This is a genomic window from Bilophila sp. T19-St14, assembly GCF_059728385.1.
In genome coordinates, this window is sequence record NZ_BAAGFT010000002.1 from 647,570 (window position 1) to 669,815 (window position 22,246).

Below are 22,246 nucleotides of genomic sequence, written 5' to 3' on the forward strand. Positions count from 1 at the left end.
CACCCACGCCTCGGCAGCTTTCCAGAAAACTGGAATCATCCAAAAATAAAGACGCCGCCTTTTTCCAACGCCCCGTTATGGAATGTGGTTGTTTCATCTCCACAGCATGGTGAAAACACAGCTTTTTTCTCCAGTTTGTCCGTCAGACGGCTCTACGGAGAGGCACGTTGCCGGTCATCCCTTTAGGGCTTCAAAAAAGAAAGCATCAGCCATTTCCTGAGATACGGCCCTTTTCAATTGTCCCCTTAAGCACAAACGGATTGTCCACGGTTTTGCCAAACGGCTGTGCCGAAGCGGAACAGCGCGCAGGAGCCCCCTTTTTCCAATGCCCCGCCTCCGGGGAAAGGACGCACTTGGGCCCTTCACCTGTAATAGGCTCCTTTTGCATGCCGCCCCTCAAGGAAGGAACACGCTTTGATGCCTGCGGCGAGGGCTTGTTCCGGGAGATGCCGCCCCTCCGGGGAAGGGGCGCACCCGGCCCCAATCCGGTACGGGCTCCCTGCCGGAAAACGCGGAAGCCGGGCGTATCGTAACCCCCCGGTTTCCAACAGACGTTTTCCGCATCAAGGCCTTTTCATTTCAGCGAGACATCTTTATAAGGTTCCGGCATCGCATGTGGCCGTTTCATCTCCACAGCGCGGTGGGCATACAGCCTTTTTCCCCAGTTTTCCCCTTGGCTGAACCCGTGGCTAAGGCATTTTGCCGGTTATTCCTTTGGGACTTCAGGGAAAAAGGCATCAGCGACTTTCTATGGCACAGCCATTTACAGAAACCGGGACTTCCGCTGTGCCGCACGTACCGCGCCGCAGACGGCTCCCTTTCCCCGGCCCTTGGAGGTATCCATGCCCCGTCCGCTGAACCGCTCCCAAGCCGTGCTCGTCACAGCCCTACACGCCGCCGGACGCCCGCTCCTGACGCAGGAACTCGCCGTACTGGCTGGAAAGCCGCAAGAGGCCATCGCCTCTTTCCTTGAGCCGCTTCTCGGCGCAGGGCTCGTTGTCCGGGCCGGCGGCCCGGATGCATGGGCCTGCCCCAGCCTGCCAGATGCCGTGCGGGACGGGCTCGCGCGCCTTGTCGCCCGGAACGCCTCGCCGGGCAGCCTCACACATGCGCTCGCGCGGCTCGGAGCTCCTGATATGGCGCTCGACGACTGCACCGCCATTGCCGAGGCCATCGGCAAAGGGCTCGGCAAACGGCGTCCGGGCAGCATCATCTGCATGGAATGCGCGCTGCGCTTCCTGATCGCATGGGGCGAGCGCCACCTGCACGGCGCCGGAGGCGTGGAAAGCTGTCTGTACGGCAAGCTCGCCCTGACCTTCCAGAGCATGTGCATCCTCGCCAACCGCCACATCCCGCTGGCCTTCAGGCTCTCCTCCATCGCCTACGAACTCGCGGGGTACGGCGGCAACGAACGCTTCCGCCCCCTCATCGGCATCCTCAAAAACTACATGCGGCTGATCAGTCTGGAGCTTCCCGATGAGCCGTGGGACATCAGCGAAGTTGAGGTCGAATTCCTGCGCCTCAAGGACGCCTGCGAACAGGAGATGAAAAACCATATCGCCTGTTTCGCGGGCCTGCTTTACGCTATCAGCGGCGACTACCCGGATTCGCTGCGCAGCCATGTCCATCAGGGGGAGCCCGGCGACTGGCTCGACCGGATCGCCCTGTTCCATGCCATGAGCATCAGCCAGTCGGCCATGTACCTCGGCCGCTACACCCTCGCCGTCGGGACAGTGGAATCCGCCCGCCACTCCGCCGAGCTTGCCGGGGAAAAAACCTTCTCCCTGCTCTGGCTGACCCATCTCTGTTTCCTGCTGCTGCGCAAAGGCGATTGGGACGACGCGCTTAACCATCTGGACTTCCTCTTCTCCTGCACCCATCCGGTGGAGAATCCCAAAATCTTCTCCAGCACGGTACGCGGGCTGGCGCTCTACCACTACCTCAACGGGCGGCCCGGCGCCGCCTACCGCATCCTCCGCCGCGAAACCGAAAACGCCATCGCCGCGGGTTCGCCCCACTCCCCTTTTGTCGATCCCTATATTCTGGATATGCTGTATGATTTCGCAAAGGTGGGGTATCCCGACATTCCCCGCTACGCCTTCCGGGATACCCTCGAATCTTTTCTCCGCAGCCCCAACCGCCAGCGGCGCGGGGCGGCGCTCCGCGTCAAGGCCCTGTGCCTGCGGGACGGCAAAGCGGGCCGATGGGATGCGGAGGAAGCCGATCCCGTAAGCCTCCTCCGCCAAAGCATCGGCTGCCTCGCCCCTTCGCAGGATGTGCGGGAGTTGGCCCTGGCCCGCCACGAACTGGCGAACACGCTGGAAAGCCTCGGACGCCATGACGAGGCCCGCCCCCTCCGCATGCTGGTCTCGGAGTCCATAGGCCGGGCGTCCCACGCGGGCATGAGCCCCCTCGAAATCTCGATCCTCGCCACGCGGGACAGGGACAGCGACGTCTTTTCGCCGGGCGTCCCCACTGTCGATACCCGCTTCTTGAAAGAAGAGCTCATGGATCGCTGCCATGACGCATTCAATGACGTCCCCATCCGGCAGACGCTTGAGGACAACCTCCAGCGCATCGTCAACGTCGCCCAGCTCGAACTCAAGGCCGAACGCGCCGCGCTGTTCAGGCCCTCGGCGGGCGGGCATCCCGTAGAATGCGCCGCCTCGGTGAACCTTACCCGGACGGAGCTGCAAAGCCCGTCCATGCGCGACCGGATTGCATGGGTTGCGGATTGCCTGAGCAAAAGGAAGGGGGATCGGGAACGGCGGGCGGTCTGCCTGTCCCTGAACGTCGGCGGGCGGCAGCCGTGGCTGCTGTATCTCGACACGCGGTTCGGGCCGGGCTTTCTGACGCAGCTCAAGAAAAGCGAACTCGGTGAACTGGCGCGGCTCTTCGCCGCGGAAGTGCGGACTGCGCTGCGCCTCGACGACATGCGGCAACAGGAAATCCATTGGCAAAACGCCAAGTTCAACGCCGTAACGCTCCAAAAAAATACGGGGGAAGCCCCCATCATCGGCGAAGGGCTGAAGCAGCTCGCCGCACAGGTGCGGCAGGTCGGCATGACGGATGCCGCCGTGCTGTTTTATGGGGAAACCGGGACGGGGAAGGACGTCTTCGCGCGGCAGCTCCACCTCTTCAGCCAGCGCAAGGGGCCCTTTGTGGCCGTCCATCCCGCCAGCACGCCCGAACAGCTCTTTGAAAGCGAATTCTTCGGGCACGAGAGAGGGGCCTTTACCGGGGCCACAAGCCAGAAGATCGGGTACGTTGAAATGGCCGACGGCGGAACCCTCTTCATCGACGAAGTGGGGGAAATGCCTCTGAGCATGCAGGTCAAGCTGCTGCGCGTGCTCCAGAACCAACGGTTCATGCGCGTGGGCGGCACGGCCGAAATTGTATCCCGGTTCCGCCTCGTCGCCGCCACCAACCGCAATCTGCGCGACGAGGTCGCCAAAGGCCGCTTCCGTGAGGATCTGTTTTACCGCCTCTCCGTGGTGCCCCTGCGGGTTCCCCCGCTGCGGGAACGCCGCGAAGACATCATCGGGCTTGCGGAGGCGTTCGTGGAAACCTATTGCCAGCGTTACGGCAGGCCGCCCCTTCAGCTTACGGGTGCGGAACGGGCCTGCCTCCTGAACTACCCTTGGCCCGGCAACGTGCGGGAGCTCAAGAACATCATCGAGCGGGCGGTCATCCTGAACGCGCCCTTGCTCGAACTGGTGTCGCCCAGCCGATCAGCCGCCTCCGGCTCGGCTGCGGGGGCCTTCACCATTTCGGATTTTCCCACGATCCCGGAGCTTGAGGAGCGTTATCTGCGTTATGTGCTTGAACAGACGGGCGGGAAAGTCTGCGGGCCGGACGGCGCTGAAGCCCTGCTCCGCCTCAAACGCTCGACCATCTACCTCAAACTGAAGAAATACGGGATCACCCCTTCCGACTTCATATAGTAAATGAAAACATGCTGTTGATAGATAGAGAGAGTGGGGGGGCGGTTCAAGCCGGGGTACCGCCTTGCCGCACATCCCAAAGCGCAGCCCTGCACAGCGGCCCGCCGGGGGAAAAGCCTTCCCTCCTTTTCTTAAAGACGCGGCAGAATCCGTACGCATCGGCCCGCAGGGAGGAAAGCCGCCCGCCGAACCCGCCTGTTGCGGAACAGGAAGCCCTTTGGCCCGATGGCGGGCCCCAATCCCGTAACCAGACGTTTTGGCGACGGACAGCAAGTCTACAGTAGTGCTCCGGGCTTTTTTCCGGTATTGTTGCCCTAGTGTCTTTGTACTGTATCCCTTTTGTTTGGCACATTTTTGAAAAGGCTGTGTTATAGAAAACGGTTGATGCTTTTTTCCTTGAAGCTCCAAAGGGATAACCGGCAAAATGCCTTGGCCGTGGTTCTCGCCAAGGGGAAAACGGGAAAAGAGGCTGTATGTTCCACTGCACTGTGGAGATGAAACAACCACATACTATAATAGAGCCTTTGGAAAAGGATTGGCAATATGAGCCTTTATTTTTCGATCAGCGACCCTTCCGGCAAATTCCTTTGCGCGGACGAGCTGCTTGAGCCTTCCATCAATGCCTTGAAAGAGGCTTCGGAAAAAAACGCAGGCACCTTCACGCTCTCTTTCACTCAGGATCAATGCATCTGGTCCGTCATGATGGAAGCGAAAGGCGGCAAGGCCACGGTCGTCAATCCCCACTTGTATGAAAAAGCGAAAAAATTCGATGCCATGATACAAGAGTGGAATAAAGAAAAGGACTAGTAGGCTCCCGATGCCCCTTGGTTGGCGGCGATGGTTGTGATGAAACAACCACATACTATAATAGAGCCTTTGGAAAAGGATTGGCAATATGAGCCTTTATTTTTCGATCAGCGACCCTTCCGGCAAATTCCTTTGTGCGGACGAGCTGCTTGAGCCTTCCATCAATGCCTTGAAAGAGGCTTCGGAAAAAACCGCGGGCACCTTCACGCTCTCTTTCACTCAGGATCAATGCATCTGGTCCGTCATGATGGAAGCGAAAGGCGGCAAGGCCACGGTCGTCAATCCCCACTTGTACGAAAAAGCGAAAAAATTCGATGCCATGATACAAGAGTGGAATAAAAAAAAGGACTAACGGGCTCCCGGTGCCCCTTGGTTGGCGGCGATGGTTGTAATGAAACAACCACATACTATAACAGAGCCTTTGGAAAAGGATTTCCAATATGAGCCTTTATTTTTCGATCAGCGACCCTTCCGGCAAATTCCTTTGCGCGGACGAGCTGCTTGAGCCTTCCATCAATGCCTTGAAAGAGGCTTCGGAAAAAAACGCAGGCACCTTCACGCTCTCTTTCACTCAGGATCAATGCATCTGGTCCGTCATGATGGAAGCGAAAGGCGGCAGGGCCACGGTCGTCAATCCCCACTTGTACGAAAAAGCGAAAAAATTCGATGCGATGATACAAGAGTGGAATAAAGAAAAGGACTAGCGGGCTCCCGGTGCCCCCTTGGTTGGCGGCGATGGTTGTGCTGTTTTTGCCTGTGGGGGAACGGGTGCGGGAAGGGGAAGCCGTCGGATGTTACCGTGCATTCCCCATGCGGGCGCACCCCCTTTGCCGTCCCGATGATGAACCCCTTGACGGCGTCTTCCCCATGCGGGCGGGCGCACCTCGTCACTGACAGCCCGAATCCGGTCGATAGAAATACATTCCCCCTGCGGGCGGACGCCCCCGTTCATCCCGCGGTCCAACCGCTCGCGCACGGATACATTCCCCATGTGGGCGGACGCCCCCCCCCCGGACTGGATGCGGGCTGCCGACAAGAAAAGCACCTTCCCCATACGGGCGCACCCTCCGCGAGGATGCGCCACCTTCCCGCAGCGGATGGTTTTCCCGTGCGGGCGCACGGCAACGCCCGGAATGCCGGGCGGGGCAAGCCGTGCGGAACTCCCTGATTCCGGGGGCTCAAAAGAATGGGGGCGGTACCGGGTCACATGGCTTGGAAAACCCAAGCGATCCTGCCGACGAGCCTCCCGGCTTCGGTGAGCGGGATGGACATGGATGGGTGGAGCGGGTTGTCCGTACGGAGCAGGAGCGTGTCGCTGTCACAGAACACCCGTTTGATGACGATCCCTTCAAAAGGCACGGACACCGCGAAGATGCTGCCGCTGGAAGGCCGGACGCTGGACGTGTCGACCCCCACGAAAGCCCCCTGCCGCACCGTGGGCGAAAAGCTGTCACCCGTTATGCGGAGGACGCGGAACCCCTTCCCGGCATACGGCTCAGGGAGCATGATCGTCCCGGAAGGCTCCCATACGCCGCCCTGCACGCGATCGGAATCGTAATAAGGCAGGGAAATGCCCCGTCCAAGCGGCGTGGAGGCAGGTTCCGGCTCCATATAGCGCCCGTCTTCAGTGCGGAGATACATGGGGCCCCTGCCCTGCTTGAGCCAGTCGGGGTTCACCCCGCGCATCTCGAACAGAGCCAAAAACCAGCCGGGAGGCACTGTGCCGCGCTTTTTGGATTCGGAAATGGTCGATTGCTTGATGCCAAGCACGTCCGCCAATTCCTGTTGCGTGCTCGTACCGGTTACGCTCTGAAACCTGCGGAAAATTTCGTCGAAGGAACTGGAGTCCATTTAGGGTGCCTCTCATAGTGCGCAGGAGCGGGCCAACGCCCTGATAACCTGGTTGGAGTCTCATTTTTGTATGTTTTAGAATACATCTTTTTGTCAAGTCTGGGCTAGATCTCCCGGCATGGAAGATCTACCGGGATTGAAAAGCGCTATCGCTGCCGTACTCCGGCGCGCCCGAAGGGAGACCAGGCTATCGCAGCAAAAACTTGCTGATTTCGCTGGCCTCTCTCGTATTCACATCGCCCAGCTTGAGGGCCGCCGGCAAAACGCCACCCTCAACGTCCTGCTTCTCATAGCGATGGCGCTGAACATGGACGAACTTTTGTTTCTCAAGATGATTCATGAGGAAATGCTGCGGAACGGGCACGGGCGCTACAGGAATGCCCGGCGCAGGGCGGAAGGGCAGGAAGGGCCGCATCAGGAAGCCCTTCCAAAAGACACGGGGCAGGCAAGCCCCTCCGCCCCCGGAATGGATGCCGGACGCGGGGCCGCTTAGGGGGCGCCAAGGCACACGCCGCCGGGCACGGAAATCAGGCGTCCTCTGGGGCGGGCAGCCACTGGATCCAAATCGAACGGGAGCGCGGGCCGTCGCCTTCATACAAATAGACGCTCTGCCATGTGCCGAGGCGCGGTTCGCCGTCCTCCACAATCACGAACAGGGACGGCCCCATAAGGCTCGCCTTGATGTGCGCGTCGCTGTTGCCTTCCCCATGCCGCCACCCGCCCCCGTGCGGTATGGTGCGGCTGAAAAAGGCCGTCATGTCCCGGCGCACATCGGGATCGGCCCCTTCATTGATCGTCAGGCCGCAGGTCGTATGCGGGCAAAACAGCGCCGCGACGCCCCTCCTCCAGCCTTTTTCCCGGATCACGGCGCAGACGTGCCCCGTGATATCCACCATCTCCTCCCGGCTCCGGGTGGCCACCGTGCATATTTCCATAGGAAACCCTCTCTTGCTCCGCCTTGTACAGGCATCGGGGGTTCAATGCAAGTGAATAGCTATGAATGATCGGGCGGATACGGTTGTTCATAACAATGTAGGATATTTTATTTCGTGCATGGACATCCCGCCGTTCTTGGCTTCCTCTGGACATCGCTTATCGACACGCGTTATCCTTCTCAAAGGCGACAGACTTCTTCCGGGGAAGCTTTATGGATCAAAAAGAATGGAAAGGGTTGCGTACCTATGCTTTGTACTGCCTCGTGGCGGCCATCTCGCTCGCCGTGGTCTTCCTCGTCTATTTCAGCAGGACGAAGCGGAATATCCAGGAACAGGCCGAAGCGCAGCTCGCCGAAGTGACGCGCCAGTACGCCAACGCCATCAAGACGGATATGTGCGGCACCATCCAGGCCGTCGAGGTGCTGGCCCACGTTTTCGGGGAGCTTGGGCAAGGCGTCCCTGAAACGATCATCCCCCTGCTCATGGGGGCCGTCGATACGCTCGGGCTCAAGCGCATGGGGTACATCACCCCCGACGGCATGGCCCACGCCACGGACGGCCTGACCTTCGACGCCCGGAACCGGCCCTATTTCAAGAAGGCGCTCATGGGTTCCCCCTCCGTCTCCATCCTGCTCGTGGACAAGACCGACGACAACCCCATCAACGTCTACGTCTCCCCCATCATCCATAAAGGCAAAGTCCTTGGCGCCCTTTTCGCAACGGTACAGACGGACGCCTTCATCATGTCCATCGACGACCGCCTCTTCAACGGCAGCGGGCAGGTGCTCGTCACCGACAGTCAAGGGCATATCCTGTTCCGGGGGCGCGGCTCCGTCCAACTGGCCCGCTACGGCAACATCGCGGAACTCATCCCCCCAAGCGCCCCCGGCTCGCCCGATCATGGCATACCGGACGCCTTCGGCAGCGGGGGGCTGTTCAGCTACGACGGCAGGCCGTACTACATGGCGCACAGCAAGCTGGAACTCACCTCCACGGAGTGGCACATCTTTTCCATCGTCCCGGAAGACACGCTGGCCGCCAATGTGGGCACCATCCAGAGGGAAGTGCTCTATCTCATGCTGTTCTTCATCGGCTTGAGCATGCTCTTCCTCTGGCTCGTGCTCAGGATGCAGGGGCGGCAGGCCAAGCGCCTCCGGCGGGCCAAGCAATTCCTCGAAACGGTCATTGAAAACATCCCCGGCGGTTTTTTCCGCTACAGCAACGATGAAAAGCTGGAATTCGACTATATCAGCGAAGGGTTCCTCAAGCTGATCGGGCACTCGCGGGACTCATTCAAGGAAACCTACGGCAACCGGTTCGACAACCTCGTCCACCCGGAAGACCGCAAACGCGTGTTCGACTCCATCAACAGGCAAATCAAGCGCAGCGACTACGACATGGTGGAGTACCGCGTGACCAAGGCGGACGGGCGCATCCTGTGGCTGTTCGACAAAGCGCAGCTTGTGCACGATGAAAACGGGCGCTCATGGTTCTACGTCATCGTCATGGACATCACATCCCTGCGCAAGACGCAGCAGGAACTCAAGATCAGCGAGGAGCGTTACCGCATCCTCACGGAGCTTTCCGAGCGCATCATCTTTGAACACGACCTTGTGATCCGCCGCTCCTATTTCTCTCCCCGCTTCAAGGAAAAATTCGGGTACGATCCCGCCGTGGACGGGGCTTCCGGCTCACTTTCGGAACACTGCATCCACGCGGAGGACAGGCCGCTCTACCGCCAGTTCTTCAGCCGGATACTGTCGGGCCGTTCCGCCCCGGCTGAACTGCGCTTCCTCAAGCAGCCATCGGGGGTTCTCTGGTGCCGGGTTCAGGCCGTGGCCATTTCCGACGAATCGGGCCAGCCCGTGCGGATCGTGGGGGAAATCGCGGACATCGACACGGAAAAACGCAATACGGAACGGCTCCGCAAGAAGGCGCAGCTTGATCCGCTCACCGGCCTCTACAACGCGAGTTCGGCCAGAAAGCGCATCGAAGCCTGCCTCCGGCAGCCCCCCGGCGCGGGGATGCATGTGCTTGCCGTAATTGATGTAAATCATTTCAAGCAGATCAATGATACATGCGGCCACCTCACCGGTGACCATGCGCTCATTGAGACGGCCCGGCGCCTAAGCGCCATGCTCAATGAAGGGGACATCGCCGGGCGCATCGGCGGCGACGAATTTATCGCGCTTTTCCGGGATGTTCCTTCAAGGGATGCCCTCGAAAGGCGCATCGGGGAGCTCAGGCGCGGGCTGTCGTTCCCCTTGCCGGACGGCCTTTCCATGTCCGCAAGCATCGGCATGGCGGCTTTCCCCGACGACGCAGCCGACTATACCGGGCTTTTCCGAATGGCGGACGCCTCCATGTACGCCGAAAAGCGGCACAGGGGGGAGGATGTAAAGGGGGATTGAGGGAACCTTGGGGAGAGGGAGGGGAAACTTTCTGGAGAAAGTTTCCCCTCCCTCTCCCCAAACCCCTCTCCCTCCTCTTCAAAGACTTTCAACTGGTGGGGAGGCTGTGCGGAGGGAGTCCGTTCCGATTGTAGGGAGTCCGTGTGGAGGCAAGCCGTTCTGATTGATGGGGAGTTCGTGTAGAGGGAACCCGTTCCGATTGTTCGGAAGGCCGCACGAGGGAGCCCGTTCCGATACGGGCCGAAAGGCCAAATTGCCGCGGCCAGCCCGGAACGGCACTTTTCCCCACGGCTCCCCACAGGCGGGGCCTTGAGCCTTGCGGCTGTTCGGGGAACCGTTTTTGACGAATGGTTCCCCCGCAAGCGGGGCCTTGATCAGGCATTCCGCCGCATGGGGCTCAACCGCTGGACAGTTTCCCTAGAGGCGAGGCTTTGAGTACCTTCCCGCAGCGTGGGAGACAGCCACACGACGGTTCCCGCAAGCGGGGCCTTGAACACGCCGGGCACACCGCAGGCATAAGTTCACGAGCCCCCTGCAAACGGGGCAGGTTCTGGCGGCTGACCCGTGCGCGGCGGATGTCAGTCATGATCCCCCGCAAACGGAGCAGATCACCGGCCACGCGCTCACGGTGGGACGATCCCTCATGAGCTCCTCTCAAGTGGAGCAGAGCCTTCAAGCGACCTATCGCATATCCGTTATTGATCATGAGCCCCTTCAAGCGGAACAGATACCGCGCCGGATCGCAGCGTTCCGGGGATGCCTCATGATCCCCTGCAAGCGGGGCAGGTTCTGGCGGCTGGCCCGTGCGCGGCGGGTGTCGGTCATGCTCCCCGCAAACGGAGCAGATCACCATCCACGCGCTCACGGCGGGACGATCCCTCATGTTCTCCCCTCAAGTGGAGCAGAACCTCCAGTCGGCCTATAACCTCTCCGTTACTGATCATGAGTCCCTTCAAGCGGAACAGATACCGCGCCGGATCGCAGCGTTCCGGGGGATGCCCCATGATCTCCTGCAAGCGGGGCAGGTTCTGGCGGCTGGCCCGTACGCGGCGGGTGTCGGTCATGATCCCCCGCAAACGGAGCAGATCACCATCCACGCGCTCACGGCGGGACGATCCCTTATGAGCTCCCCTCAAGTGGAGCAGAGCCTTCAAGCGACCTATCGCATCTCCGTTATTGATCATGAGCCCCTTCAAGCGGAACAGATACCGCGCCGGATCGCAGCATTCCGGGGGATGCCTCATGATCCCCTGCAAGCGGGGCAGGTTCTGGCGGCTGGCCCGTGCGCGGCGGGTGTCGGTCATGCTCCCCGCAAACGGAACAGATCACCATCCACGCGCTCACGGCGGGACGATCCCTCATGAGCTCCCCTCAAGCAGAACAGAGCCTCTCAACGGGGTTTCATGGTTGGGGCCTTTTATTGGTTATCTATTTGAAATTTCAAAAAAACATCAGAAGGCATTCACCCTTTCGATAATTTCCTAAAAAATTCATTTTGAATTTCATAGGGTTGAATACAAGTTTCATTGGAAACATGGATGTCTCGCTTATGGGTGCCCTTTCTTCAGGAAAATTTTCCGGTCTCCCCCAAGCGGTCAGTCCGTTAAACCGTACTTGTCCATCTTCCGGTACAGCGTGGGGCGGCTGACGCCGAGGGCGAAAGCCGTCTGGCTGATGTTCCCGCCGAAACGGGCGAGGGCGGCGGCGATGGCCTGCCGTTCGATATCCTCAAGCGTCGCCTGCGCCGGGGCAGGCGCGGCTGGCCTGCGGTTTTCCACAAGATCCGCAATCCCGAAATGCTCAGGCAGCAGCGCGCCGCCTTCCGCCAGATGCACCGCCCGTTCCACGGCGCTCTCCAACTGCCGGATATTGCCGGGCCACGGGTAACGGCGGATAGCCTCGGCCGTTTCCTGCGGCAGGGGAACCGGGCGGCGGTTCAGGCGCAGCTCGTGCCGGCGGATGAAGTGCTCCGCCAGCGGGAGGATGTCTTCGGCACGTTCGCGGAGCGGAGGCACGAGGATGCTCAGGGTACTGATGCGGTAATACAGATCCGCCCGGAACTGGTGCTGCGCGATGGCTTGCTTGAGATCCTTGTTGGTCGCGGAGATGATGCGGAGATCCACGGGGACGGTGCGCAGGCCGCCCACGCGCTGGATTTCCCCCGACTGGAGCACGCGCAGCAGCTTGACCTGCATGTCAAAAGGCATGTCCCCGATTTCATCGAGGAACAGCGTACCCGTGTCCGCAAGCTCGAACTTGCCGGGCCGCCCGCCCTTCTGCGCGCCCGTGAATGCGCCCTCCTCATAGCCGAACAATTCGCTTTCCAGCAGCTCTTTGGGGATGGCCCCGCAGTTGATCGCCACAAAGGGCCGGTTCCGCCGGGGCCCGTCGTTGTGGATGGCCTGCGCGAACAATTCCTTGCCCGTCCCCGTCTCGCCGTACAGCAGCACCGGGGCCGTGCTTCCGGCGGCGATGTGGGCAAGATGCAGGGCCGAGCGCAGGCCCTCGCTCGCCCCAAGGATGGACTCAAAGGTGAAATGTGCGTGCGCCCCGGTCATTTCCACCGCCATGCGCATCATTTCCTTCTTTTCCATGACCGTGAACAGGCCGCCCACCAGTTCGCCGCTGTTCATGCGGATAGGGTCAAGGGATGCGAAATGCGTCGTCCCGCTGCGCCGGGCGAGGATTTCACGCGCCCGGAACCCTTTCCCTTCCTTGAGGTACCCCGTGATGTTGTAGCTCTCGCCCACGCTCTCCTCAAACGACTTGCCCTCGCAGCCCGGCGCGAGCTTCAGCAGCTTGCGGGCCGTGCTGTTGGCCTCCACGATGCGCCCGGCCTGATCCACGGTGACGATGCCCCGCGAATCGGATTCCACCAGCGCGCGCATGTACTGGTTTTTGATGGCCAGTTCGCGGATGCGTTCGCGCTCGCGCAGTTGCGAAGTGACGGTTTCCGCCGCCTGCCGCACGAGCCCAAGCGTGTGGACGTGCATCATATCGGAACTGCCGCTGAGGGAAATGGCCCCAAGCACGCGGCTCCCGTCCAGCGAAAAGACCGGCGCGCCCGCATTGCTGATCTTGCGGGCCTGCGCGGAATACATCCGGTCGCCGGGCAGGAACACGGGCACGCGCTCCTCCAGCGACAGGCCGATGGCGCATGTCCCGATGTCGCGTTCCGTCCAGCGGTAGCCGGGGATGCAGCGGCGCCGCTTGAAATGCTCCACGAGATCGGGATCGCCAACGACATACAGCACATAGCCCTCCGAGTCCGCGAGGGCCATGCAGAAGCCCGTGTCCCGCAACAGGCGGTACAGGGAGTCGATCTGCTCTTTCGCCAGCGTGTAGAAAACGCGCTGCCCGTTGATGCGTTCGCGCAACTGTTCATCCGAAAGGCGGGTGGATTCGGGCGCGCCGTCAAGGTGCGGGTCTACGCCGTAGCGGGCGGATCGCTCCAGCGAGCGCCGGATGATGTCTTCCTGGGCCGGCACGCTTTGCCGGATGCCTTGGGCCGGGGAAAGGGCGGTCAGCATGGAATGGCCTTTGTAATAAAACATTACAGTGTAATGATACGTTACATTATTTTGCCTAAAAAGACGAAAACCGCTGATAGTCCTCCCCTCACGCGGTATCTTTTTATACCACAAAGGACTATTTATGTCACGTATTGTTACAATTCCATATTGCGCACTTTTCCGCCTTTGTTACATAATCATCTTATTTTTATGAGGAAAACACTGTTGTAACACTTTGGCACAGTACCTGCTTAGAAAAAGCCGGGTGAAAGGCCCGGCGCGGATGCCCCTCCGCGCGGCAAAGCAAAGAGCGGATCTTGTTCACGGATTACGTCGAAAACCTTTTCGCTTCAGGGGAGAATCTCATATGGGCAGGCTATTAAGGCGAAACATCTGGATCGAAGCGGGCATCAGCCTCTTCCTCATGCTCTTTTTCATCTATTTTTACTGCCACATCGATCAATGGGTCATCGAAACCCTGCCCTCGACCGTCAGCCCGGCCTTTTTCCCATCCGTCGTCACCCTCGTCCTCATCGCCATGAGCGTGCTGCTTGTGGGGTTCTGTTTCCGGGCCGTGCGCCACATGCTTGCGGGCAAGATCGACGAGGAACGCCTTGAGCTTCAGGAAGGCGGCGAAGAGGCCGGACGTTTCACCGCCCTCGCCGGTTACGTCGGCATCCTGTTCCTCTACCTCATCGGCCTCCATTTCATCGGCTTCGTCTACTCCACGCCGATCACCATGCTCCTCGTTTCCCTGATGCTCGGCCTGCGGCACTGGCTCATCGGCATGGCCTGCTACGTGCTGTTCACGCTCCTGCTCGATTACGTGGCGTTCAACTTCATGCAGATCATCCTGCCTGCCGGCGTCCTGTTCGGCTAGGCCAACCACGGGAGAGGCATCATGTTCGCGGACATCTGTACAGGGCTCATTTCCATCCTCACCCCAGAGACCATCGGGGCCGTGGCCCTCGGCATCTTCACGGGGCTCATGTTCGGGGCCATCCCCGGCATTTCGGGCATCATGGCCATTTCCATCCTCCTGCCGCTGACCTTCTACGTCAGCCCGCTGGTGGGCATCCCCATGCTGCTCGGCATCTACAAAGCCAGCATGTTCGGCGGCTCCATCACCGCCGTCCTCCTCAACACCCCCGGCGCGCCGCCGGCCGTCTGCACCGCCATGGACGGCTACCCCCTCGCCAAGCAGGGCAAGGCGGGCAAGGGCCTCAACGCGGCGCTGGTCGGCTCGGTGTTCGGCGACACCTTCAGCAACATCCTGCTCATCTGCGTGGCCGCCCCCCTGTCCTACCTCACCCTCAAGGTCGGCCCCGTCGAACAGTGCAGCCTCATCCTGCTGGCCCTGACCGTGGTGGGCAGCATTTCGGGCTCGTCCATCCTTAAAGGCATCATCTGCGCGGGCGTGGGCATCCTCCTCGCCACCGTGGGCGTCTCCGGCACCACCGGGGCCATGCGCTTCACCTTTGAAAACGAAAACCTCATGTCGGGCATCGCCCTCATCCCGATGGTCATCGGCCTGCTCTGCCTGCCCGAAGTCATCCATCAGGCCTGTTCCGGCATCCGCAAGACCTTCGAGCAGAAGCTCGATCTCTCCGGCGAGGACGGCCGCCTCTCGTGGCAGGAAATCAAGAGCCGCATCCCGGTTCTGCTCCGCTCGTCCATCATCGGCTCGATCATCGGCGCCATGCCCGGCCTTGGGGCTTCACCCGCCGCGTACATGGCGTATTCCGAAGCCCAGCGCACCTCGAAGCACCCCGAACAGTTCGGCAAGGGCGCCATCGAAGGCGTCATGGCCCCCGAAGCCGCCAACAACGCCGTGACCGGCTCCGCCATGATCCCGCTCCTGACCCTCGGCATCCCCGGCGACGACGTGACCGCCGTGCTCATGGGCGCGTTCCTCATTCAGGGCATCACCCCCGGCCCGAACATTTTCTTTGAAAACACCACGGTGGTCTACGGCATCTTCGGCTCGCTCATCATGTGCGACATCCTGCTCTACGTCATCGCCAAGCTCGGCTTCAAGGCATGGATCCGCATCACGCAGCTCCCCAAGCACATCATTTTCTCGGCCGTGACCATCTTCGCCTTTGTCGGCACCTATTCCATCAACCAGAGCCTGTTCGACATCCTCTGCCTTATCCTGTTCGGCATCCTCGGCTACGGGATGCGTCGGTTCCAGTTCCCGGCCGGGCCCATGATCATCGGCTTCATCCTCGGCCCCCTGCTGGAGTCGGCCTTTGACCAGACCATGACCCTTTCCGACGGCAGCTTCATGATCTTCCTGACGCACCCGTTCTCGGTCGTGCTTCTCCTGCTCACCGTCGCCGCCGTCTTCAGCATCGCCCGCGCCCGCCTGCGCCGCTCGAAGATCGCCCAGCTCGCGCAGGAGGGATAGGGAGAGATGAAATTTGGGGGAGGGGAGAGGAACCCCTTCTGGAGAAGGGGTTCCTCTCCCCTCCCCCAAGCCCCCTCCCCTCTCCTCCCCAAGACTTTCGACTGGTGGGGAGGCCGCGCGGCAGGAGTTCGTTCCGGCGGGGAAAAGGGGCAAAAAACTGACGAGAATGGCTGAAGAGTGCTGGGGGCCCGGCCCGGCGGGAATAGGGCAATGGGAAACGGGCAAGCGCGGGGCACTCCGCGGGAATGAACACTGTAGACCGATACGGCGAAAATGCGCCGCGGGGACGCCGTCCGCAGGATAAGAGAGAGAGAGAGAGAGAGAGAGAGAGAGAGAGAGAGAAAGAAAGAAAGAAAGAAAGAAAGAAAGACGACAGTTGGGGAGGGAACCCCCTTCTGGAGAAGAGGTTCCTCTCCCCTCCCCCAAGCCCCCTCCCCTCTCCTCCCCAAGACTTTCGACTGGTGGGGAGGCCGCGCGGCAGGAGTTCGTTCCGGCGGGGAAAAGGGGCAAGAAGCTGACGAGAATGGCTGAAGAGTGCCGGAGGCCCGGCCCGGCGGGAATAGGGCAATGGGAAACGGGCAAGCGCGGGGCTCTCCGCGGGAATGAACACTGTAGACCAATACGGCGAAAATGCGCCGCGGGGACGCCATCCGTGGGGCAAGAGAGAGAGAGAGAGAGAGAGAGAGAGAGAGAGAGAGAGAGAAAAAAAAAGAAAAAGATGACAGTTGGGGAGAGAACCCCCTTCTGGAGAAGAGATTCCTCTCCCCTCCCCCAAGCCCCTCCCCTCTCCTCCCCAAGACTTTCGACTGGTGGGGAGGCCGCGCGGCAGGAGTTCGTTCCGGCGGGGAAAAGGGGCAAGAAACTGACGAGAATGGCTGAAGAATGCCGGGGGCCCGGCGGCGGGAATAGGGCAATGGGAAACGGGCAAGCGCGGGGCTCTCCGCGGGAATGAACACTGTAGACCAATACGGCGAAAATGCGCCGCGGGGACGCCATCCGTGGGTAACCGGCGGGCGGAAGCGGCGCTGAAATACAGGGGGCAGGGGCCCCTGCAACCATCAACCCAAGGGGAAAACCTTATGTTTACGACCCTTCGCACAGCACTTTTCGGCATAGGCGCTTTCCTGCTCGCCGGCGGCCTTCTGACCGCCCCGGCTCAGGCTTCGGGCTATCCGAGCAAGCCCATCCAGCTCGTAAGCCCCTACGGTGCGGGCGGCGACTCTGACCTGACGGCCCGCGTGTGGGCGGAATTCGCCAAGAAAAAACTGGGGCAGCCCGTGGTTGTGGTGAACAAGACCGGAGGCGGCGGGCTGACCGGCAGCCTTTTCGCAGCCAAGGCCAAGCCCGACGGCTACACGCTGTTCCTCGCGCAGGCCGGGCCGAACATCATCATCCCGCTGACCGCCAAGGGCGCGAAGTACAGCTTTGACAGCTTCGACTACATCGCCCGCATCATGGTCGCCAACTGCGCCGTGGTCGTGAACAAGGACGCCCCGTGGAACAGCCTCAAGGAATTTGAGGCCGCCGCCAAGAAGGAACCCGGCAAGCTCGTATTCGCCAGCCCCGCCGCCACCTCGTGGCTGACCTTCGCCATGCGTAACTGGTTCACCGGCACCGGCGTTCAGGTGAAGCAGGTCGAATACAAGAGCGGCGGCGAAGCGGCCACCGCCGTCCTCGGCGGCCATGCCGACATGACCTTCCTCTTTCCCCAGAACTACGCGCCTATGGCCTCCGCCGACAAGCTCAAGATCCTCGCCATCGGCACCAAGAGCGACGAGTACCCCAACGCCCCCACCTTCGCGGAGCAGGGCTATGAGGGCAACTACTACGGCTGGGCGGGCATCGCGGCCCCCAAGGGCACGCCCAAGGAAATCCTCGACAAGCTCGCGGCCATTTCCGAAGAGATCGTCAAGGACCCCGAATACATCAAGGCCATCAAAAACATGAACGCGACGCCCGACTACGCCGCCGGCGAAGCGTGGATGAAGCAGCTCAAGGAACAGTATGCCGAAATGAACAAGGTCCTTACCGACCTCGGACTGACCGGCAACAAGTAGCACGCGGAATTCCGGGGGAAGCTTTCCCTTCCCCCGGCAGGGGCCGCCCCTCTTCCGGCGGCCTTCCTTCCCGCCCTGCCCCGGGGTTCCCCTTTCCTCCCCCTTGGGGGGCTTCGGGACAGGACGCAAAGGAAGCCCCTTCCTGAAACCACGATTCGACAGGCCATACCCTCAAAAACCGATACGAAAACCAAGGAGCAGACCATGTCCATCAAACGCTACGGCACCCCCACCAAGCCTGGCGCCCTTCCCTTCTCCAAAGCCGCCGGAGCGGACGGCTGGCTCTTCGTCAGCGGGCAAGTCCCCCGTGACGCCGACGGCGAAATCGTCACCGGCAACATCACCGTGCAGGCCCGCGTCACCCTCGAAAACCTCAAGAAGGTGCTCGAATCCGCCGGGTATTCCCTTGAAGACGTCGTCCGCGTCAACGTCTACCTCGACGATCCCCGCGACTTCGCCGGGTTCAACAAGGTCTACGCCCAGTTCTTCACCGCCGAGCACGCCCCCGCCCGCGTCTGCGTACAGGCCCGGATGATGAGCGACCTCCGCGTCGAAGTCGACTGCGTCGCCTACAAAAAAGACTAGGCTGTGTCGTCAATCAGATACAATATATTTAAATTATTAAATTATTTTTAGGTTACAAAAATATTTTTAATAATTTCATATAGTTAAATATTAAACGACGACACGGCCTAGGGCATGTTCACACCCTGCTGAGTTTTTCCCATGACTGAAGAGGGTTGAAGGAAAATGCAGCACCGCTCAAAAAAATAGGCTGTGTTATAGAAAATGGTTGATGCTTTTTTCCTTGCTCCAAAGGGATACCCGGCAAAATGCCTTATCCGTAGCTCCCGCCCCTCCCGGCGCGAACCGAGAGGGGGGATCCAAGCAAAATGCCTTATCCGTAGTTCCCGCCAAGAGGAAAACTGGAGAAAAAGGCTGTATTTTCAATGTACTGTGAAGATGAAACAACCACAAACTATAACAGAGCCAAAAAACAAGGATAACCATCTGTAAAAAACTATATTTATTTTTTGTTTTCGTGAACAGGCCCTAGGAAAAAAGGGGAATGAGGCTTGGGGAGGCAAAGGAGAACCTTTCTTCAGAAAGGTTGCTCCCTTCCCAAACCCCACCCCTCCCTCTCCCAAAACTTTCGTAACGGGGACGGGGCCGTCTGGAATCCTGCCGCAGGATGCGACTGCCTTACTTCGCAACATGATGAAATAATAAGCCTTCCTTATTGTTCCGTCAGCGGGCCCCAGACATTGTATCGGCACCCTCCTTTGGGCTTCAAAAAGGCATCAATCGTTTGCTGTGATACAGCTATTTGAAAAACACAGAGCGGGTACGTCAGGCCTTCGCCAAGAAAGCGCCTGACGCCCACAGGACGGCGGACGGCGCGGCGAAGCCGTGGCGCCCGCCGCACTGGGGGGGTCCGGGGGGAATCATTCCCCCCGGGCAGGTCCGGGCGGCAGCCCGGCCGCCGGAGGCATTCTCCCATGAGCACGACAGAACAAGACATCATCATCGTAGGCGGTGGCATATCGGGCGCCGCGCTGGCATACGGGCTTTCCGGCAAGGGCCGGAAAGTGGCCGTGCTGGACGCGCCGACCGATACCAATAAGGCGTCGCGTACCAACGTAGGGCTGATCTGGTGCCAGTCGAAATTCCTGCACCTGCCCAACTATGCGAAATGGGGCTTCGTCTCCTCGCGGCTGTACCCGGCGCTGACCAAGGAGCTTGAGGAAGTTTCAGGCCATGCGATCCCGGTGAACTACACCGGCGGCATCATCCCCGTCCTGAGCGAAGAGGACTACCAAAAGCGCGGCGACTACATCGAAAAGCTGCGCGAGGCCCTCGGCGAATACAAGGGCAACATGATCGGCCGCGCCGAGCTTGAGAAGAAGCTGCCCAAGATCGGCTGGGGCCCCGAAGTCTGCGGCGCGGCGTGGTGCGAAGAGGACGGCGTGGTCGATCCCCTGTCCCTGCTGCGCGCCTTCCGTGCGGCCCTGCCCCGCGTCGGCGTGGACTACCGCCAGACGCTGGTGTTCGACGTGAAGCCCCATGCGGGCGGCTACCGCGTCACCACAAAGGACGGAACTTTCGACTGCCAAAAGCTCGTGCTCGCCGCCGGGCTGTCCAACCGCCGCTTCGTCCAGTTCGCCATGCCCACGCTGCCCGTCTACCCGGACAAGGGGCAGGTGCTGCTCGTCGAACGCATGCCTTTCGTCATGCCCATCCCGGTGCTCGGCGTCACCCAGACCTTCGGCGGCACGACCATCATCGGCTTCCGCCACGAGAAGGCCGGGCACCACACGCAGGTCGTGCCCTCCGCCGTGGCCTCCGAAGGCAAGTGGGCCATCCGCGTCTGGCCCGAACTCGGCAAGAAGCGGCTCATCCGCACATGGGCCGGGCTGCGCGTCATGCCCGAAGACAACATGGCGATCTACAGCCGCCTGCCGGGGCATCCCAACGTGACCCTCGTCAATACCCACAGCGCCGTGACCATGGCCGCGGCCCATACCCGCCTGCTCCCCGATTTCATCCTCGGCGGCGAACTGCCCGAAACCGCGCAGGGCATGACCCTCAAACGCTTCGGCTATTCGTGCTGAAAAGGACTACGCCATGCAAAACGAACCAACCGTTCATATCACCTTCGACGGGCAGCCGATGGAAGTCCCCGCCGGGATCAGCGTCGCCGCCGCCGTGCTCGGACATGCCCACGCCGGGCACACCTGCAAGCATCCCGTGGACGGCAGCGCCCGCGCCCCGTACTGTCTCATGGGCGTGTGCTTTGAATGCCTTATGGAAATCGACGGCGAACCGGATGTCCAATCCTGCCTCGTCACCGTGCGGGAAGGCATGACCGTGAGGCGCCAACTTTCCGGGGAGGCCGAATAATGGACAGAAACATGGATCTCATCGTCATCGGGGCCGGCCCCGCCGGGCTTTCCGCAGCCTGCGCCGCGCGCTCCTGCGGGCTGGACGTAACCCTTGTCGACGAACAGGCGGCCCCCGGCGGGCAGCTTTTCCGCAACATCGAAACCCCGATGGCGCAGGCCCTGCTCGATCCCAAGGATCGCGCCGCAGGGCTTGAGCTCGTAAGGCGCTTCCGCGAATCCGGCGCGACCTACTACCCCGGCGCAACCGTCTGGGGCCTTGAGCCGCACCGGGTCTCGTGCACCATGAACGGCAAGGCCGAAGAACTGACCGCTTCGCACATCATCATCGCCCCCGGCGGCATGGAACGACCAGTCCCCTTCCCCGGCTGGACGCTGCCCGGCGTCATGGGCGCGGGCGGGGCCGACATCCTGCTGCGCTCCGGCGGCACGCTCTCCGCCGACAAAAACGCCCCGGTCGTCCTTGCGGGCAACGGCCCCCTGCTGCTCCTGCTCGCCGGGCACCTGCTCGACGCGGGCGTGCCCATCGCCGCGTGGCTCGACACCGGCTGGTGGTCCCGCCGCATCATGGCGGGCGGCCTCATGCCCGCAGGCGTGCTCGACATGCCCTATGTCGCCAAGGGCATCAGGATGGCCCTGCGCGTGCTCAAGGGCAAGGTGCCGATCATCCGCAACGTCACCAATATCCGCGCCGTGGGCTCCGATCATCTGGAAAAGGTCGTCTACGACGCGGGCGGCAAGACCCACGAAATCAACGCCTCCACCCTGCTGCGGCACGAGGGCATCATCCCGCGCACGCACATCCTCAACTCCCTGAACGCCGAGCACGCATGGGACGGCGTCCAGCGGTACTGGCATCCCGTCGTCGATGAAAACGGACGCACCAGCGTGGACGGCATCTCCATCGCCGGTGACGGAACCTATGTCCACGGCGGCGACGCGAGCATGCTCAAGGGCACCATCGCCGGGGTGGAGATCGCCCGGCGCCTCGGCGTCATCAGCGACGCCGAAGCCGCCCACCGCAGCGGCCCGGCCCGCAGGCGGCTCCGCGCCATGCGCATCGCGCGCGGGTTCCTGCGCTACGTGTTCGCGCCCAACCCGGCGATCTTCAATGTCCCGGACGAAACGCTGGTCTGCCGCTGCGAATGCGTCACCGCCGGGGACATCCGCAAGGCCGTGGCCGAAGGCTTCCGCGACGTCAACGAAGTCAAGCGCTTCACCCGCTGCGGCATGGGCCAGTGCCAAGGCCGCATGTGCGGGCCCGCGCTCGCGGAAATCACCGCCGCCGCCCAGTCCAAGGCCCCCGACGCCGTGGGCTGCCTGCAAGTCCGCCAGCCCTTCCGCCCGGTCAGCCTCGAAAACTACTGCAACCTCAACCTGCCCGGCTAAACGGGCCCGCCCCCTTCCCGACGTCCGGGG

Annotated in this window: 19 protein-coding genes; 14 read left to right on the forward strand and 5 right to left on the reverse strand. The window is 61.3% G+C overall.

Annotated elements, in window-relative coordinates:
- Positions 1–842 precede the first annotated feature (842 nt).
- From AC6I1V_RS17275 to AC6I1V_RS17295, 5 genes are all read left to right on the forward strand, one after another.
- Positions 843–3,944 carry a sigma-54 interaction domain-containing protein gene (locus AC6I1V_RS17275; RefSeq protein WP_486854636.1) on the forward strand — a complete coding sequence of 1,034 codons (3,102 nt, stop codon included), beginning with the start codon at positions 843–845 and terminating at the stop codon, positions 3,942–3,944.
- 543 nt (positions 3,945–4,487) lie between these two features.
- Entirely contained in the window at positions 4,488–4,751 is a 264-nt protein-coding gene (locus AC6I1V_RS17280) for a hypothetical protein (RefSeq protein ID WP_486854637.1), read from the forward strand.
- Positions 4,752–4,839: 88 nt separating this feature from the next.
- Positions 4,840–5,103 (forward strand): hypothetical protein, encoded by a 264-nt coding sequence (locus AC6I1V_RS17285; protein WP_486854638.1) that lies wholly within the window; start codon positions 4,840–4,842, stop codon positions 5,101–5,103.
- An 88-nt stretch (positions 5,104–5,191) separates the two neighbouring features.
- Positions 5,192–5,455, forward strand: a complete 264-nt coding sequence (locus tag AC6I1V_RS17290) for a hypothetical protein (protein ID WP_302553874.1) — start codon at positions 5,192–5,194, stop codon at positions 5,453–5,455.
- Between the two features lie 95 nt (positions 5,456–5,550).
- Entirely contained in the window at positions 5,551–5,919 is a 369-nt protein-coding gene (locus tag AC6I1V_RS17295; RefSeq protein ID WP_486854996.1) for a hypothetical protein, read from the forward strand.
- Between the two features lie 35 nt (positions 5,920–5,954).
- On the opposite strand, the gene AC6I1V_RS17300 is transcribed toward AC6I1V_RS17295, so the two are convergent.
- Positions 5,955–6,602, reverse strand: a complete 648-nt coding sequence (locus tag AC6I1V_RS17300; RefSeq protein WP_486854995.1) for a LexA family transcriptional regulator — start codon at positions 6,600–6,602, stop codon at positions 5,955–5,957.
- Positions 6,603–6,720: 118 nt separating this feature from the next.
- On the opposite strand from AC6I1V_RS17300, the gene AC6I1V_RS17305 reads away from it, so the two are divergent.
- A complete protein-coding gene (locus AC6I1V_RS17305; protein WP_337432207.1) occupies positions 6,721–7,095 on the forward strand; it encodes a helix-turn-helix domain-containing protein in 375 nt (124 codons plus the stop codon).
- Positions 7,096–7,129: 34 nt separating this feature from the next.
- Here AC6I1V_RS17305 and AC6I1V_RS17310 read toward each other — a convergent pair whose 3' ends face one another.
- Positions 7,130–7,537: a secondary thiamine-phosphate synthase enzyme YjbQ gene (locus tag AC6I1V_RS17310; protein WP_308771689.1), complete on the reverse strand. Its 408-nt coding sequence runs from the start codon at positions 7,535–7,537 to the stop codon at positions 7,130–7,132.
- Positions 7,538–7,749: 212 nt separating this feature from the next.
- Here AC6I1V_RS17310 and AC6I1V_RS17315 point away from each other — a divergent pair, with 212 nt between their 5' ends.
- Positions 7,750–9,948, forward strand: a complete 2,199-nt coding sequence (locus tag AC6I1V_RS17315) for a sensor domain-containing diguanylate cyclase (protein WP_486854994.1) — start codon at positions 7,750–7,752, stop codon at positions 9,946–9,948.
- A 397-nt stretch (positions 9,949–10,345) separates the two neighbouring features.
- Here the strand turns inward: AC6I1V_RS17315 and AC6I1V_RS17320 are convergent, their stop codons facing one another.
- The 3 genes from AC6I1V_RS17320 to AC6I1V_RS17330 form a co-directional block, all read right to left on the reverse strand.
- Positions 10,346–10,831, reverse strand: a complete 486-nt coding sequence (locus AC6I1V_RS17320) for a hypothetical protein (protein ID WP_497737282.1) — start codon at positions 10,829–10,831, stop codon at positions 10,346–10,348.
- Positions 10,770–11,252 carry a hypothetical protein gene (locus AC6I1V_RS17325; protein ID WP_497737283.1) on the reverse strand — a complete coding sequence of 161 codons (483 nt, stop codon included), beginning with the start codon at positions 11,250–11,252 and terminating at the stop codon, positions 10,770–10,772. The genes AC6I1V_RS17320 and AC6I1V_RS17325 overlap by 62 nt, the downstream gene beginning before the upstream one ends.
- A gap of 291 nt (positions 11,253–11,543) precedes the next feature.
- On the reverse strand, positions 11,544–13,478 hold the full coding sequence (locus tag AC6I1V_RS17330) for a sigma-54-dependent Fis family transcriptional regulator (RefSeq protein ID WP_337431851.1): 1,935 nt from the start codon (positions 13,476–13,478) through the stop codon (positions 11,544–11,546).
- 349 nt (positions 13,479–13,827) lie between these two features.
- On the opposite strand from AC6I1V_RS17330, the gene AC6I1V_RS17335 reads away from it, so the two are divergent.
- The 7 genes from AC6I1V_RS17335 (at position 13,828) to AC6I1V_RS17365 (ending at position 22,216) form a co-directional block, all read left to right on the forward strand.
- Positions 13,828–14,340: a tripartite tricarboxylate transporter TctB family protein gene (locus tag AC6I1V_RS17335; RefSeq protein WP_308771656.1), complete on the forward strand. Its 513-nt coding sequence runs from the start codon at positions 13,828–13,830 to the stop codon at positions 14,338–14,340.
- A 21-nt stretch (positions 14,341–14,361) separates the two neighbouring features.
- Positions 14,362–15,870 (forward strand): tripartite tricarboxylate transporter permease, encoded by a 1,509-nt coding sequence (locus AC6I1V_RS17340; RefSeq protein ID WP_302553860.1) that lies wholly within the window; start codon positions 14,362–14,364, stop codon positions 15,868–15,870.
- A gap of 1,079 nt (positions 15,871–16,949) precedes the next feature.
- Complete coding sequence (locus AC6I1V_RS17345; protein ID WP_486849999.1) at positions 16,950–17,927, forward strand: Bug family tripartite tricarboxylate transporter substrate binding protein; 978 nt, start codon at positions 16,950–16,952, stop codon at positions 17,925–17,927.
- A gap of 204 nt (positions 17,928–18,131) precedes the next feature.
- A complete protein-coding gene (locus AC6I1V_RS17350) occupies positions 18,132–18,512 on the forward strand; it encodes a RidA family protein (protein WP_302553857.1) in 381 nt (126 codons plus the stop codon).
- 914 nt (positions 18,513–19,426) lie between these two features.
- Positions 19,427–20,539 carry an NAD(P)/FAD-dependent oxidoreductase gene (locus AC6I1V_RS17355; RefSeq protein WP_302554757.1) on the forward strand — a complete coding sequence of 371 codons (1,113 nt, stop codon included), beginning with the start codon at positions 19,427–19,429 and terminating at the stop codon, positions 20,537–20,539.
- Positions 20,540–20,552: 13 nt separating this feature from the next.
- Positions 20,553–20,828: a (2Fe-2S)-binding protein gene (locus AC6I1V_RS17360; RefSeq protein WP_308771659.1), complete on the forward strand. Its 276-nt coding sequence runs from the start codon at positions 20,553–20,555 to the stop codon at positions 20,826–20,828.
- Positions 20,828–22,216, forward strand: coding sequence for an FAD-dependent oxidoreductase (locus AC6I1V_RS17365; RefSeq protein ID WP_486854496.1), 1,389 nt, complete (start codon positions 20,828–20,830; stop codon positions 22,214–22,216). The genes AC6I1V_RS17360 and AC6I1V_RS17365 overlap by 1 nt, the downstream gene beginning before the upstream one ends.
- Positions 22,217–22,246 lie beyond the last annotated feature (30 nt).